The 13,495-nt window shown below is 71.0% G+C and carries 11 protein-coding genes; 2 read left to right on the forward strand and 9 right to left on the reverse strand.

Features of this window, described 5'->3' with window-relative positions:
• The first annotated feature begins 126 nt into the window (after positions 1–126).
• Together ACZ6JY_RS35235 and ACZ6JY_RS35240 are read left to right on the forward strand one after the other, a co-directional pair.
• Complete coding sequence (locus tag ACZ6JY_RS35235) at positions 127–3,672, forward strand: ThuA domain-containing protein (RefSeq protein WP_469202675.1); 3,546 nt, start codon at positions 127–129, stop codon at positions 3,670–3,672.
• Positions 3,672–4,574 (forward strand): sugar phosphate isomerase/epimerase family protein, encoded by a 903-nt coding sequence (locus ACZ6JY_RS35240; RefSeq protein WP_469202677.1) that lies wholly within the window; start codon positions 3,672–3,674, stop codon positions 4,572–4,574. The genes ACZ6JY_RS35235 and ACZ6JY_RS35240 overlap by 1 nt, the downstream gene beginning before the upstream one ends.
• Here ACZ6JY_RS35240 and ACZ6JY_RS35245 read toward each other — a convergent pair.
• From ACZ6JY_RS35245 to ACZ6JY_RS35285, 9 genes are all read right to left on the reverse strand, one after another.
• Positions 4,568–5,227, reverse strand: a complete 660-nt coding sequence (locus tag ACZ6JY_RS35245) for a GNAT family N-acetyltransferase (RefSeq protein ID WP_469202679.1) — start codon at positions 5,225–5,227, stop codon at positions 4,568–4,570. The two genes, ACZ6JY_RS35240 and ACZ6JY_RS35245, sit on opposite strands and share 7 nt — an antisense overlap.
• On the reverse strand, positions 5,224–5,817 hold the full coding sequence (locus tag ACZ6JY_RS35250; RefSeq protein WP_469202681.1) for a helix-turn-helix domain-containing protein: 594 nt from the start codon (positions 5,815–5,817) through the stop codon (positions 5,224–5,226). Before ACZ6JY_RS35250 ends, ACZ6JY_RS35245 begins: the two co-directional genes overlap by 4 nt.
• Before the next feature lie 59 nt (positions 5,818–5,876).
• The gene (locus ACZ6JY_RS35255; protein ID WP_469202920.1) at positions 5,877–6,665 is read right to left on the reverse strand and encodes an ABC transporter ATP-binding protein; all 789 of its coding nucleotides are present in this window, start codon (positions 6,663–6,665) and stop codon (positions 5,877–5,879) included.
• Between the two features lie 53 nt (positions 6,666–6,718).
• Positions 6,719–7,744 (reverse strand): ABC transporter substrate-binding protein, encoded by a 1,026-nt coding sequence (locus ACZ6JY_RS35260; protein WP_469202683.1) that lies wholly within the window; start codon positions 7,742–7,744, stop codon positions 6,719–6,721.
• A 56-nt stretch (positions 7,745–7,800) separates the two neighbouring features.
• Positions 7,801–8,661 carry an ABC transporter permease gene (locus ACZ6JY_RS35265; RefSeq protein ID WP_469202922.1) on the reverse strand — a complete coding sequence of 287 codons (861 nt, stop codon included), beginning with the start codon at positions 8,659–8,661 and terminating at the stop codon, positions 7,801–7,803.
• A 208-nt stretch (positions 8,662–8,869) separates the two neighbouring features.
• Positions 8,870–9,769, reverse strand: coding sequence for a LysR family transcriptional regulator (locus tag ACZ6JY_RS35270; RefSeq protein WP_469202685.1), 900 nt, complete (start codon positions 9,767–9,769; stop codon positions 8,870–8,872).
• Between the two features lie 32 nt (positions 9,770–9,801).
• Entirely contained in the window at positions 9,802–10,998 is a 1,197-nt protein-coding gene (locus ACZ6JY_RS35275; protein ID WP_469202687.1) for a glycine C-acetyltransferase, read from the reverse strand.
• 79 nt (positions 10,999–11,077) lie between these two features.
• Positions 11,078–12,106, reverse strand: a complete 1,029-nt coding sequence (gene tdh / locus ACZ6JY_RS35280; protein ID WP_469202689.1) for an L-threonine 3-dehydrogenase — start codon at positions 12,104–12,106, stop codon at positions 11,078–11,080.
• Between the two features lie 123 nt (positions 12,107–12,229).
• Entirely contained in the window at positions 12,230–13,417 is a 1,188-nt protein-coding gene (locus ACZ6JY_RS35285) for a Gfo/Idh/MocA family protein (protein ID WP_469202691.1), read from the reverse strand.
• Positions 13,418–13,495: the final 78 nt, after the last annotated feature.

Consider the following 13,495-nt stretch of genomic DNA (forward strand, 5'->3'; position numbering starts at 1 on the left):
TACGCCCCAGCGCACACGGCGGCACCGCGAGGACCACCCGCTCAGCACCGCTCAAGCGCAGACGCAACTCAACGCACACCCGGCGACCGGCAGCCGTCCACCAGCCAAGCCAGCCCAGGGAGCGCCATGAGTTCCACGGCCAGCAACAGTGCAGCGCCCGGCGGCGCAGCTCCGCCCAGCCCACCACCACGCGGCGGGCCAGCAAGACGGCGGCGGAACGCGCCGAGGCCCATACTCGTCCTGATCGCCCTGCTCGCCCTCGTCGTGGGCCTCGGTCTCGCCGATCCGCCGCGTGCCGAGGCCGCGCCCGCCTTCCGTGTCCTGGTGTTCTCCAAGGTCACGAACTTCGCCCACGACTCGATCCCGGCGGGCATCGAGGCGGTCGAGAAGCTCGGTGCCGAGCACGGCTTCGAGGTCGAGGCGACCGACGACGCCTCGGCGTTCACCGACGGCAACCTCTCCCGCTTCCAGGCGATCGTCTTCAACAACACCAACTCGACGCCGGAGAAGGGCGACCTGCTCGACGCCGGTCAGCGCGCGGCCTTCCAGAAGTACGTGCGCGCGGGCGGCGGCTACGTCGGGCTGCACGCGGCGTCGGCGAGCGAGCGTGACTGGGACTGGTACGAGGGACTGGTCGGCGCGATCTTCGACAAGCATCCGGAGGTGCAGACGGGGCGGGTCAAGGTGCTCGACCACGCGCACCCGTCCACCAAGGGGCTTCCGGAGCTCTGGGAACGTACCGAGGAGTGGTACAACTGGCGCGCCAACCCCACGGGGAAGGTGCACACCCTCGCCCAGGTGAAGGTGCGTGACGGGGTCTCGGGGCTGGACGAGGGCGTCGACCAGCCCTGGTCCTGGTGCCAGAACTACGACGGCGGCCGGTCCTGGTACACCGCGGGCGGCCACGCCAAGGCGGCCTTTCAGGAGAAGGGGTTCCTCGGGCACCTCCTCGGCGGCATCCAGTGGGCCGCGGGCGACAAGCCGGGTGACTGCACCGCCACGAAGACCGGCAGCTTCCAGCGGACGCCGCTGGCCACCGCGGACCTGGCCGACCCCTTCGAGCTGGCGGTCGCGCCGGACCGCCGGGTGTTCTTCGTCCAGCGCACCGGCAAGCTGAAGATCATCGACCAGGAGACGCTCAAGGTCTCCACCGCGCTCGATCTCGCGTACACGCCGGAGATGACGAGCCAGTCGGACGGGCTGCTCGGGCTCGCGCTCGACCCGGATTTCAAGGACAACCACTGGCTCTACCTGCTCCACTCCGACAAGACGGAGAACCGCATCAACCTCTCCCGCTTCACCGAGGCGGGCGGAAAGGTCGACGCTGCGTCGGAGAAACGGCTGCTGACCATTCCGACGCTGCGCGGCGAGGGCCGGGCCAATTCCCACATGGCGGGCTCGATCGCCTTCGACAAGAAGGGTGAGCTGTATATCGCCACGGGTGACAACACCGACCCGTTCGCCTCGGACGGGTTCGCGCCGATCGACGAGCGCGAGGGCCGCCGCGCCTGGGACGCGCAGGGCACTTCCGGCAATACGAATGATCTGCGCGGAAAGATTCTGCGGATCACTCCGAAGGACGACGGAACCTATGCGGTGCCCGAGGGGAATCTCTTCCCGGCCGGCACCGGCAAGACGCGCCCCGAGGTATATGCCATGGGGCTGCGCAATCCCTTCCGGATCACCACGGACCCGCTCAGCGGCGCGCTCCTGGTGGCCGACTACGGCCCCGACGCCAGGCAGGCGGTCGCCGACCGGGGCCCCGAGGGGACGGTCGAGTTCGACCGGATCACCGAGGCGGGAAACTACGGCTGGCCCTACTGCATCGGCGACAACACCCCGTTCAATGACTACGACTTCGCGACGAAGACCTCGAAGGGGAAATTCGACTGCGCGAAGATCGTGAACGACTCGCCCAACAACACGGGTCTGCGTGAACTGCCGCCCGCGAAGCCCGCGAACGTCTGGTACGCCTACTCCGAGTCGAAGGAGTTCCCCGAACTCGGCGCGGGCGGCGGCGGCCCGATGAGCGGCCCCGTCTACGACTACGACGCCGACAACCCGTACAAGACCAAGTTCCCCGAGTACTTCGAGGGAAAGTGGTTCAACTACGAGCTGACCCGGCAGTGGTTCAAGACGTTCTCGATCCAGGAGAAGGACCAGACGTTTACCGATCCGCGGTTCGAGCCCGCCAAGGCCGGTGATCTTCAGTCCATCAACTCCGTCTTCTCCGACATGAAGTGGAATCAGCCTTTCGACGCCGATTTCGGGCCCGACGGGGCGCTGTACGTCATCGACTTCGGCCTCGGCAGCGGCACAGGACGCGGCGGCAGCAACGAAGGCTCCGGCATCTACCGCATCGACTACGTGGCGGACGGGCGCCTCCCCGATGCCCGTGCGGCGGCCACTCCCGACAGCGGACGCGCGCCACTGACCGTCGAGTTCTCCAGCGAGGGATCAGGGCTCCCTGACGACAAGCCGGTCACGTACGCGTGGGACTTCGACGGGAACGGCACGACCGACTCCACCGAGGCGAACCCGACCCACACCTACACCAAGGAAGGGCAGTTCACGGCCCGTCTGAAGGTGGCGGGGCCCGGCGGCCTCGACGGCCTGGCCGTGCGGGAGATCACGGTCGGCAACACCCGGCCGACGGTCACGATCCAGAAGCCGCCGAACGGCGGGATGTTCGCCTTCGGTGACACCATCCCGTTCACCGTCAAGGTCAAGGACCGCGAGGACGGGCGGATCGACTGCGACCGGGTCGTCGTGCAGTCCCAGCTCGGGCACGACTCGCATCTGCACCCCCTGGACAACTACACGGGCTGCGCGGGCGAGATCGTGACGGACGCCGGTGACAGCCACGGTCCCGGCCAGAACCTGTACTACGGCATCACCGCCCAGTACGAGGACAAGGGCGCCGGTGACGTGCCCGCGCTGACCGGGTCCGCCTCGCTGACCCTGCGCACCTCCTTCCGCGAGGCCGAGCACCGCACCGCCACGGGCGGCGCGCACGGCGGCGTGGACACCGGTGCCAGGGCGGACGCCTCGGGCGGCAAACGGCTCATCGAGGTCGAGGACAAGGACTGGGTCTCCTTCGACCCCGTCCACCTCAAGGGCGTCGACTCGGTGACGGTGGGTGCCTCGTCCGGCGGCCTCGGCGGCGACGTCGAGTTCCGGGCCGGGTCACCCACGGGCAAACTGCTCGGCAAGGTGACCGTGCCGAACACCGGCGGCTGGTCCCACTTCGTCTCGCCGACCACGCGGCTCGCCGAGCACGACGGCACGACGAAGCTGTACGCCGTCTTCACCAACCCCGAGTGGTCGGCCGGGAAGCCGGACCTCCTGTCGGTGGACTGGCTGCGCTTCAACGGCCCCGGGGTCGAGAAGCGGTCCGGCGCGAAGGTGGAGGTCACCGCGGCCCCGGCGAGCGGCGCGCCTCCACTGGCCGTCGACCTCACCGGCACGGTGAAGCTGCCCGCGGGGCGTACCGCCGCCTCCTACCACTGGGACTACGGCGACAACTCCGCACCGGCCGGCGGCACCGAGGGCCCGGCCGCGAAGCACACGTACACGCGCGTGGGGACGTACACCGCCCATCTGACGGTGACCGACGACAAGGGCGACACGACGACCGGCGCGGTCCGGATCACGGCGAAGGAGGGACAGTGATGAGCCCGGACGGTTCGGCCGGCGGCACGCGGCGTGCCTTTCTCCGTACGTCCATCGGTACGTCCATCGGTACGTCGGTGGGGCTCGCGGCGGCCGTCGGCGGGGCGCTGCCCGCGTGGGCCGGTGAGGGGCGCGGGAAGCGCCGGCGCATTCCGCGCGGCGGCATCGGCATGCACCTGTACACGATGCGCGACGCGCTCGCGCGGGACTTCGCGGGCACGCTGGAACAGCTCGCGGAGATCGGGTACGCGACGGTGGGCGTCAGCGGGCGGCACGGGTACGACGCCGTCGCGATCCGGCGGATGCTGGACGCGGTGGGCCTGCGGGCCGTCCTTGAGCACGTCGCGTATCCCACCCTCACCGGTGCCGATCTGCCACGGGCGCTCGACGACCTGCACACCCTGGGCGCCGAGTGGCCCGTGGTGCCGAGCCTGCCGGGGGCCATGCACACCCCGGACGGCTTCCGGGAGGCGGCGCGGCAGTTCAACCGCATCGGCCGCGCCTCGCGCGATGCGGGGCTCGGTCCTGTCCTGTTCCACAACCACGGGTCGGACCATGTGGTGGTGGACGGCCGGAGCCTGTACGACATCCTCCTGGCGGAGACCGATCCGCATCTGGTCGCCTTCGAGCTGGACGTGTACTGGGCGGCGAAGGGTGGCGGCACCGGGCCCGGGGCGTACTTCCGGTGCCATCCGCGCCGCTTCCCCGCGCTGCACGTGAAGGACATGGCGGCCGACGGCGGGTTCGCCGACGTCGGTTCGGGGACGCTCGACTTCGCCGCGATGTTCGCCCACGCGCGCGTGGGCGGCGTCCGGCAGTGGCTGGTCGAGCACGACTCCCCGGCCGATCCGTTCGCGACGGCGCGGAACAGTTACGCCTACCTGGCGGCGCTGCGCTACTGAGCCGTCGCTCCGGGCCGTGCGGCGAGCCGCTTGTAGAAGAGCGTCGTCGCACGGAGGACCCCGGCCGGGTCGGTCGCGTAGTCGGGGATCGACCCGGCCTGGGTCCACCCGGCCCTGCCGTAGAACGTCTCCGCGGGGCTGCCGGTCTCGGTGTCCAGGACGAGCAAGGTCACGCCCGCGTCGGCCGCGGCGGCTTCGGCGGTGGCCAGGAGCGCGCGGGCGAGGCCTTGCCCGCGCGCGGACGGGTGGACCATCAGCTTGGTGATGTCGGCGCGGTGGCGGCCGTTGGGCTTGTCGGTGAAGGCGACGCCGACGGTTCCCGTGACCCGTCCGGCGTCGAGCGCGACCCATACGGCGAGGTCACCCGCCCCGACCGCACCGGCGAGCCCACGCCACCAGTCGGCGGCGGTGGCGCCGTCCAGATCCGCGAGGAAACCGAGCGAGGCACCACCCCGCACGGTCTCGACGAGCAGCTCCCCAAGACCGCCGACGTACCCGAGAAGCCCCCCGACATCGAGCCGCGCAATGCCGGTCCCGGCGACGGCCGGACTCGCGATGCCGCTTCCGGCGACGGCCGGACCCGTAGCGCCCATCCCAGCGGCGCCCAGCCCGGCCGCAGCCGTCGCGTCGGCTCCCGCAGGCGGTGCCGTCACGGCTTCACCACCACCAGTGCGTACCGCACGGCCTCCTCGCCGAGGCAGCGGAAGCGTGACGCGCCCCATACCCGGTAGCGCAGGCAGTCGCCGGTGCGCAGGGCGTGTGGCTCGCCCTGGACCGTGACCTCCAGGGCGCCTTCGAGCACCCAGATGTGCTGTTCGAGACCCGGCACGGGCGGCCGGTCGTACGCGATGTCGGCGCCCGGCTGGAGCCGGCCCTCGACCAGCTCGCCGCGCATCCCGAGGTGCGGCGGCGAGACCGACCAGCGCATGAAGCCGGCGTCGTCGTCCGTCCAGACCGCCTGGTCGACGGCGCGCACGAGATTCGCGGGCTCCGCCTCCACCTCGCTCAGGAGCTGCGACATGGTGCTCTTGTAGACGGCGCAGAGCCGGTTGAGGAGGGCCGCGGTGGGGCTGATCTCCGCGCGCTCGGCGCGGGACAGCGTGGAGCGGCTGATCCCGCTGAGCTCGGACAACTCACCCAGGGACCAGCCGTGTTCGGCGCGCAGCTCGGCCAGCCGGGCGGCGAGGCGTGCGTCGGCTCCTTCGTGTTCTCCGGAGAGTGCATTCGCATTCGGGGCGTCCATATTCGGGACGATATCCCGCATCTGGGATGTCGGCAAGCGTGATCCACCTCTCGGCGGGCTCAGTCGTGCGCCGAGACCGCTCCCAGGAGCTCCCTGATCCGCCCCGTCGCCGCGCGGAACTCGGGCGACGCGAGGGTGGCCGCGTAGTCGCGCTCGGCGGGCAGGCCGACGTCGACGATCTCCGTGATGGTGCCGGGGCGCGGGCTCATCACCACGACGCGGTCCGCGAGGTAGGCGGCCTCGGCGATCGAGTGCGTCACCAGGATCACCGTGGTGCCGGTCTCCCGCCAGATGCGGTTCAGCTCGACGTTCATCTGCTCGCGCGTCAGCGCGTCGAGGGCGCCGAACGGTTCGTCCATGAGCAGGACGGGCGGCTCGTGCAACAGCGCCCGGCAGAGCGCCACGCGCTGCTGCATGCCGCCGGACAGCTCGTGCGGATAGGCGTCCTCGAAGCCGCCGAGTCCGGTCATGCGGATCAGCTCGTCGGCACGCGCGCGTGCCCGCTCCCCCGGGATCTTCCGCATCTCCGCCTGGAGGAGGATGTTGCGCCGGGCCGAGCGCCAGTCGAGGAGGGCGGCACGCTGGAAGACGTATCCGATGTCGCGCCGGGGTCCGCGCACCCGTTCGCCGCCGAGGAGCACCTCGCCCGACGACGGCGCGAGCAGCCCCGCGACCAGCTTGAGGAGCGTGGACTTGCCGCAGCCCGAGGGGCCGGCGATCGCCACGAACTCACCCGCGGGGATGTCGAGCGAGACCTCGCTCAACGCGGTGACGTCCTTCTTCTTCGTACGGAAGCGGACGCCGGCCCCGTCCACCCGCACGGCGGGCACGGCCGCCGAGGTGACCATGGCCCCCTTCCGCAGTGCCGCCCCGTCCTTGAGCGCCGCGTCCTCAGGCATGCTCACCCCTTGATCCCCTTGGCCGAATCCCAGTACTCGTGCACGGGCCTGGGGTTCTTGACCATGCCCGCCTCCGAGAAGACCTCGATGGTCTGCTTCCAGTCCGCCTCCGTGTTGACGCCCGGCGCCTTCCCCTCGGTGGCTTTGGTGTGCAGCAGGGTGAGGGTCGTCCTGAACTGCTCGGCCAGCACGTCCTTCGGCGGCAGTTGCTCGGAGGCGCCCTCCATGGCGGCCACCGCGGGCCCCGGGTTCTTCTCCGCCGCTGCCCACGCCTCGCTCACCGCGGCGGTCATCCGTTTCGCCAGGTCGCCCCTGCCCTGGAGGGTCTTGCCGCCCGCGATGAGGCCGTTGGAGTAGAAGTTCAGGCCGTGCTCGGAGAAGCGCAGGTACGACACGTCCTTCTTGGCCTTGTTCCGCATGGTCGGCCCCTGGTCGCTCGCGTAGCCGAGCAGGGCGTCCGTCCTGCCGGAGATCACCGCGGCGATCTTGCCCGCCGGGTCGGTGTTCTGGATCTCGACGTCGGAGGCGTCCATGCCGTTCTTCTGGAGGAAGATCGGGAAGGTCTTGGTGAGCGCGTCACCGGCCGTGCCCGCGATCGTCCTGCCCTTCAGGTCGTCCGGCGACTCGACGCCCTCGGACGTGAAGGACTGCACGGACGCCGGGGTGGTCTGGAGGAACACTCCGAGGCTCTTGACCTTCACCCCCTGGTCGACGCCGGCGAGCACGGCCGGGGTGTCGGCCCAGCCGAAGTCGGTCTGCCCTGCGGCGGTGGCCTGCACGGTCTTCTGCGAGCCCTGGCCCGCCCTGATCTCCAGGTCGATGCCGTGCTTCTCGAAGATCTTCCGCTGCTCGCCGTAGTAGAACGGCGCGTGCTCGCCGTAGGGGTACCAGTTGAGCGTCAGTGTCACCTTGTCCAGCTTCTCGCCGGAGTCGCTGACGCTTGTCTTCTCGTCGCCGCCACAGGCCGTGGCGGCCGTCGCGACGAGCGCCAGGGGGACGAGGCCGGTGAGGAGTCTGCGCGCGTGCATGGGGACGGCCCTTCTCGCGTACGGCGGGACATGGCTGGGCTGTGGCGTGGTGGGGTTCAGTACGTGGCGGCCGGGTCCCTGCGCCCCGCGTGCCAGGGCAGCAGCAGCTTCTCTGCGATCTCGACGAGCACGAAGAGCACCACGCCGATCAGGGACATCACGAGCAGCCCCGCGAAGAGCATGGGGGTGTCGAGGTTGCCGTTGGCCTGGAGGATGACGTAGCCGAGGCCTTCGTTGGCGCCGACGAACTCCCCCACGACCGCGCCCGTGACGGCGAGCGTGACGGCCACCTTGAGGCCGGAGAAGAGGTGCGGCAGCGACGCGGGGAAGCGGATCTTGAGGAAGGTCTGCCAGGGCCTCGCGCCCATGGTCGCGGAGAGCTGGAGCATCTCGGGGTCCACGGCCTTGAGCCCGGTCACCATGGAGATCACGACGGGGAAGAAGGCGATCAGGACGGCGATGAGGATCTTCGGCGTCACCCCGAAGCCGAGCCAGACCACGAACAGCGGGGCGATGGCGATCTTCGGCACGACCTGGGCGAAGAGGAGGACGGGGTAGAGGGTCTTCTCGACCGTCGACGAGGCGACCATGAGGACGGCGGCGACGATGCCGACGGCGACCGCGACGACGAACCCGATGAGGGTCTCGTACGTGGTGACCCAGCTGTGCTGCCAGAGGTAGCCGGGCTTGTCGAGGATGACGTCGAGGGTCGCGCCGGGCGAGGGCACGAGGTAGGCCTCGACCATCTCGGTGGCGGCGATCAGCCACCAGACGCCGAAGCAGACGAGCAGGAGCGCCAGCGGGCGCCAGCTCTTCTCGGCGAGGTCGGCCGTACGCTTCCCGAGGCTCGGGCGTTGCCGCAGCGCGACTCCGGCCGTCTTCACGGGAGTTGGCGTGGACAGTGCGCTCTTCACGATGAACTCCCCTGATGTTCCGTGCCATTCGAAGAGAGCGGTGCGGAGTGCCGGGAAATCGTCGCGGCCAGAAAGCGCTTTCTGGCAGCTTGCCGGTCACGCTAATGACTGGCTGAGCACAGGGTCAAGGGGCCGGACCTGAGTTTCGTGGGGCGCCAGAGGTCCGGGGCGGGTCCGGCGGCGGTCGCGCGCGGACCGGTCGTGGCGGGTCTCAGTCCGCCGCCTCGCCCAGCGCCGCGAGGACCGGGCGGATCAGCGGATGCCCCTCCGCCCCGCACCGCACGGCCGCGAACACCCGGCGCGTCGGGGCGGCGCCCTCGACGGGGCGCACCACGGCCCCCGAGACGTCCATGCCGCGCAGCGCCGAACGCGGCACGAGGGCGACGCCCGCGCCGGCCGAGGCGAGCGCCACCACCGCCCGGAAGTCGTCGGACCAGTGTTCGAGCAGGGGCTGGAAGCCGGCCTGCTCGCAGGCCAGGACCACGACGTCGTGGCAGGGGTTCCCGGCGAACGGGCCGATCCAGGCGTCCTTGGCCAGCTCCGCGAGCGGCACGCGCTCCGCGTCGGCGAGCCGGTGGCCGAGGGGCAGCACCGCGTCGAAGGGCTCGGCGTAGAGGGGCACGCGGGTCAGCCGGGGGTCGTCGGCACCGGGCGCGCCCCGGTACTCCACGGCCACCGCCACGTCGACCTGCCGGTCGAGGACCATCGGCAGGCTCGCGTCCCCCTCGGCGTCCTGCACCCGCAGTCTGATGCCGGGCGCGGACGTGGCGAGGCGGGCCAGGGCCGGGCCGACGACGAGGGCTATGCCGGTGGCGAAGGAGGCGACGGTCACCGTCCCCGCCTCGCCGGAGCTGTACGCGGCGAGCTCGGCCTCGGCGCGTTCGAGCTGGGCAAGGACCGCGTTGGTGTGCGTCAGCAAAATCTCACCGGCGGACGTCAGGCGCACACCGCGGGCGGAGCGTTCGACCAGGCGGTGCCCCGTCTCCTGCTCCAGCGCCGTGAGCTGCTGGGACACCGCTGACGGGGTGAGGTACAGCGCGGCGGCAGCGGCCGTGACCGTGCGGTGGTCGGCCACCGCCCGGAGGATGTGCAGCCGCCGCGCTTCAATCATGCGAACAATTGTCCCTCACCCCAGGGCGGGCCTCAGGCCAGCTCGGCGCGCGCCGCGACGAACGCGTCGACGGCCCGGTTCACGTCCTCCGTGGAGTGCGCGGCCGACAGCTGCACGCGGATGCGGGCCGCGCCCTGCGGCACCACGGGGTACGAGAAGCCGATCACGTAGACGCCGCGCTCCAGGAGGAGCTCGGCCATGCGGCCCGCCACGGAGGCGTCACCGATCATGACGGGGGCGATGGCGTGGTCGCCGGGGAGGATGTCGAAGCCCTCCTCGGTCATCCGCGAGCGGAACAGCGCGGTGTTCGCGGCGAGCCGCTCACGCAGGTCGCCCGCCGACTCCAGGAGGTCCAGGACCTTCAGCGAGGCCGCGGCGATCACCGGGGCGAGCGTGTTGGAGAAGAGGTACGGGCGCGAGCGCTGGCGCAGCAGGGCGACGATCTCGGCGCGGGCCGCGACGTAGCCGCCGGAGGCGCCGCCGAGCGCCTTGCCCAACGTACCGGTGATGATGTCGACGCGGTCCATGACGCCGTGCAGCTCGGGGGTGCCGCGGCCGCCGGGTCCCACGAAGCCGACGGCGTGCGAGTCGTCGACCATGACCATGGCGTCGTAACGGTCGGCGAGGTCGCAGATCTCCGCCAGCGGGGCGACGTAGCCGTCCATGGAGAAGACGCCGTCGGTGACGATCAGCTTCCGGCGGGCGCCGCCCTCGGAGGCCTCCTTGAGCTGCTGCTCCAGGTCCGCGAGGTCGCGGTTGGCGTAGCGGAAGCGGCGGGCCTTGCACAGGCGGATGCCGTCGATGATCGACGCGTGGTTGAGCGCGTCGGAGATCACCGCGTCCTCCGGGCCGAGCAGCGTCTCGAAGACACCGCCGTTGGCGTCGAAGCAGGAGGAGTAGAGGATCGTGTCCTCCTGGCCGAGGAAGGCGGAGAGCCGCCCCTCCAGCTCCTTGTGCACCTCCTGCGTGCCGCAGATGAAGCGGACGGAGGCCATGCCGTAGCCCCAGCGGTCCAGGGCCTCGTGGGCGGCGGCGACGACCTCGGGGTGGTCGGCGAGGCCGAGGTAGTTGTTGGCGCAGAAGTTGAGGACCTCGCCGGGGCGGCCTCCGGAGGTGACGGCGACCGTGGCGGACTGCGGGGTGCCGATGACGCGCTCGGGCTTGTGCAGGCCCGCGGCGCGGATCTCGTCGAGGGTGGCCTGGAGGTCTTCGCGTACGGAGTCGAACATGCGTGAATCCTTAAGGGTCAGGAATCGGACCGGGGTCGAGCCGGGGGCCGGGGTCGGGCCGGGGTGGGACCGTGGCGGGTCAGGAGGTCCAGTCGAGGATGACCTTGCCGCCGCGGCCGCTCGCCGCGTCGTCGAAGGCCGCCTCGAAGTCGCGGTGGCCGTAGCGGCCCGTGATCACCGGGGCCAGGTCGAGGCCGCCTTCGAGCAGGACGGACATCGCGTACCAGGTCTCGAACATCTCGCGGCCGTAGATGCCCTTGATCGTGATCATCGAGGTGACGATCCTGGCCCAGTCGACGGCGAACTCCTCGGCCGGCAGACCGAGCATGGCTATCCTGCCGCCGTGGGTCATGTTGGCGACCATGTCGCGCATCGCGCGCGGGTTGCCGGACATCTCCAGGCCCACGTCGAAGCCCTCGCGCAGGCCCAGCGTGCGCTGGCCTTCGGCGATCGTCGAGTCCGCCACGTTCAGGGCGAGGCTGACGCCGACCTTGCGGGCCAGGTCGAGGCGCTCCTCGCTGACGTCGGTGACCACGACGTTGCGGGCGCCGGCGTGCCGCGCCACGGCGGCCGCCATGAGGCCGATCGGGCCCGCCCCGGTGATCAGCACGTCCTCGCCGACCAGCGGGAAGGACAGAGCGGTGTGCACGGCGTTGCCGAACGGGTCGAAGATCGCGGCCACGTCGAGGTCCACCGGGGTCCGGTGCACCCACACGTTCGCCGCGGGCAGCGCGACATACTCGGCGAAGGCGCCGTCACGTCCGACGCCGAGACCGACCGTGGCGCGGCACAGGTGGCGCCGCCCGGCCAGGCAGTTGCGGCACTTGCCGCAGACCAGGTGGCCCTCGCCGCTGACCCGGTCGCCCGCCGTGATGTCGGCGACGTCACGGCCCACCTCGACGACCTCGCCGACGAACTCGTGCCCGACCACCAGCGGCGCGCTGATCGCCTGCTGCGCCCAGCCGTCCCAGGCCCGGATGTGCAGATCGGTCCCGCAGATCCCGGTGCGGAGCACCTTGATGAGGACGTCCCCGTGGCCGATGACCGGCTCCGGTACGTCCATCAGCCGGAGACCCGGCTCCGCTTTCTCCTTGACCAGCGCCTTCAACGCAACGGCTCCTGTCGTACGTCGCTTCTTCCCCCGACGTCACAGGAATCTTCCCTACGGCGGCGCCCCGGTCCATCGAGACTTTCTTAAGCGCCGCCGCAGCTTTCCTTCAGGCCTCGCCGGTCAGCGGACCTGTCCGCCCTCGAAATAGGCGATCAGGGCGGGGTCCAGCCCGGGCACCTCGCGGGGCGTGCCGCCGTCCCGCAGCGACTGCGTCGCCCGCACACCGGCGGCGACCGCCATGCGCGCCGCGACGGGCGAGGTGTCGGTGAGCCCTCCCTCGCGGGCGAAGCGGACGAACTCGTCGATCAGCAGCGGGTCGGCGCCGCCGTGCCCGCCGTCGTCCTGGACGTCGTCGGGCACCGGGTACGTGGCGTCCGCCTCGCCTCGGTAGCCGGAGCGGCGGGAGTTCCACACCTTGACCTCGGCGCCGGGCCCGTCACCGAAGTTCTCCAGGCGGCCCGCGTCGCCGATCACGGTGTAGTTGCGCCAGTAGTCGGGGGTGAAGTGGCACTGCTGGTAGGCGGCGAGCACGCCGTTGTCGAGGCGCATGTTGACCAGGGAGACGTCCTCGACGTCGATGACCGGGTTGAGGCCGCGCTGGGTGTGCGGCGGCCAGTGGCCGTCCTCCGTGTACCAGTCGTCGGTCTTCGGCTCGCCCGGCGCGCGGCGGTGCGTGTTGTCCCCGTAGACCATCAGGTCACCGAGGGCCTGGACGTGCCGTGCGTAGCCGTTCGCGAGCCAGTGCAGTACGTCGATGTCGTGGGCGGCCTTCTGGAGCAGCAGACCGGTGGTGTACTGCCGCTCGGCGTGCCAGTCCTTGAAGTACCAGTCGCCGCCGTAGCCCACGAAGTGCCGTACCCACACCGTCTTGACCCGGCCGATCTCGCCGCGCTCGATGATGTCGCGCATCAGCCGGACCACGGGCATGTGGCGCATGTTGTGCCCGACGTACAGCCGCGTACCCGTCTCGTACGCCGTCCGCAGGATCTCGTCGCACGCCTCGATGCCGATCTCCAGAGGCTTCTCGACGAAGACGGGCTTGCCCTCGCGCAGCGCCTCGCGGGCCAGTGCCGCGTGGGTGTGGTCGGGGGTGAGGACCACGATCGCGTCGACGTCCGGGTCCTGGACCACCTTGCGGTGGTCGCTCGATATCAGCGCGCCGGGGAAGGCGACCGCCGCCTCGGCGCGGGCGGTGGCGTCGTGCTCGGCCAGCGCGGTGACGCGCGAGCCGGCTCCCGGCCGGTGGGCGGTGCGGGCGAGCGAGCCGCGCAGTCCGAAGCCGAGAACGCCGAGACGGAGGTCGGTCATGGAACTTCCTTCGCTTGTGCCGGTGTTGCTAGTGCCGGTGTTGCTAGTGCCGGTGGCACCCGTACGGGTCGTCTGTGC

The organism is Streptomyces sp. NPDC046335, assembly GCF_055587985.1.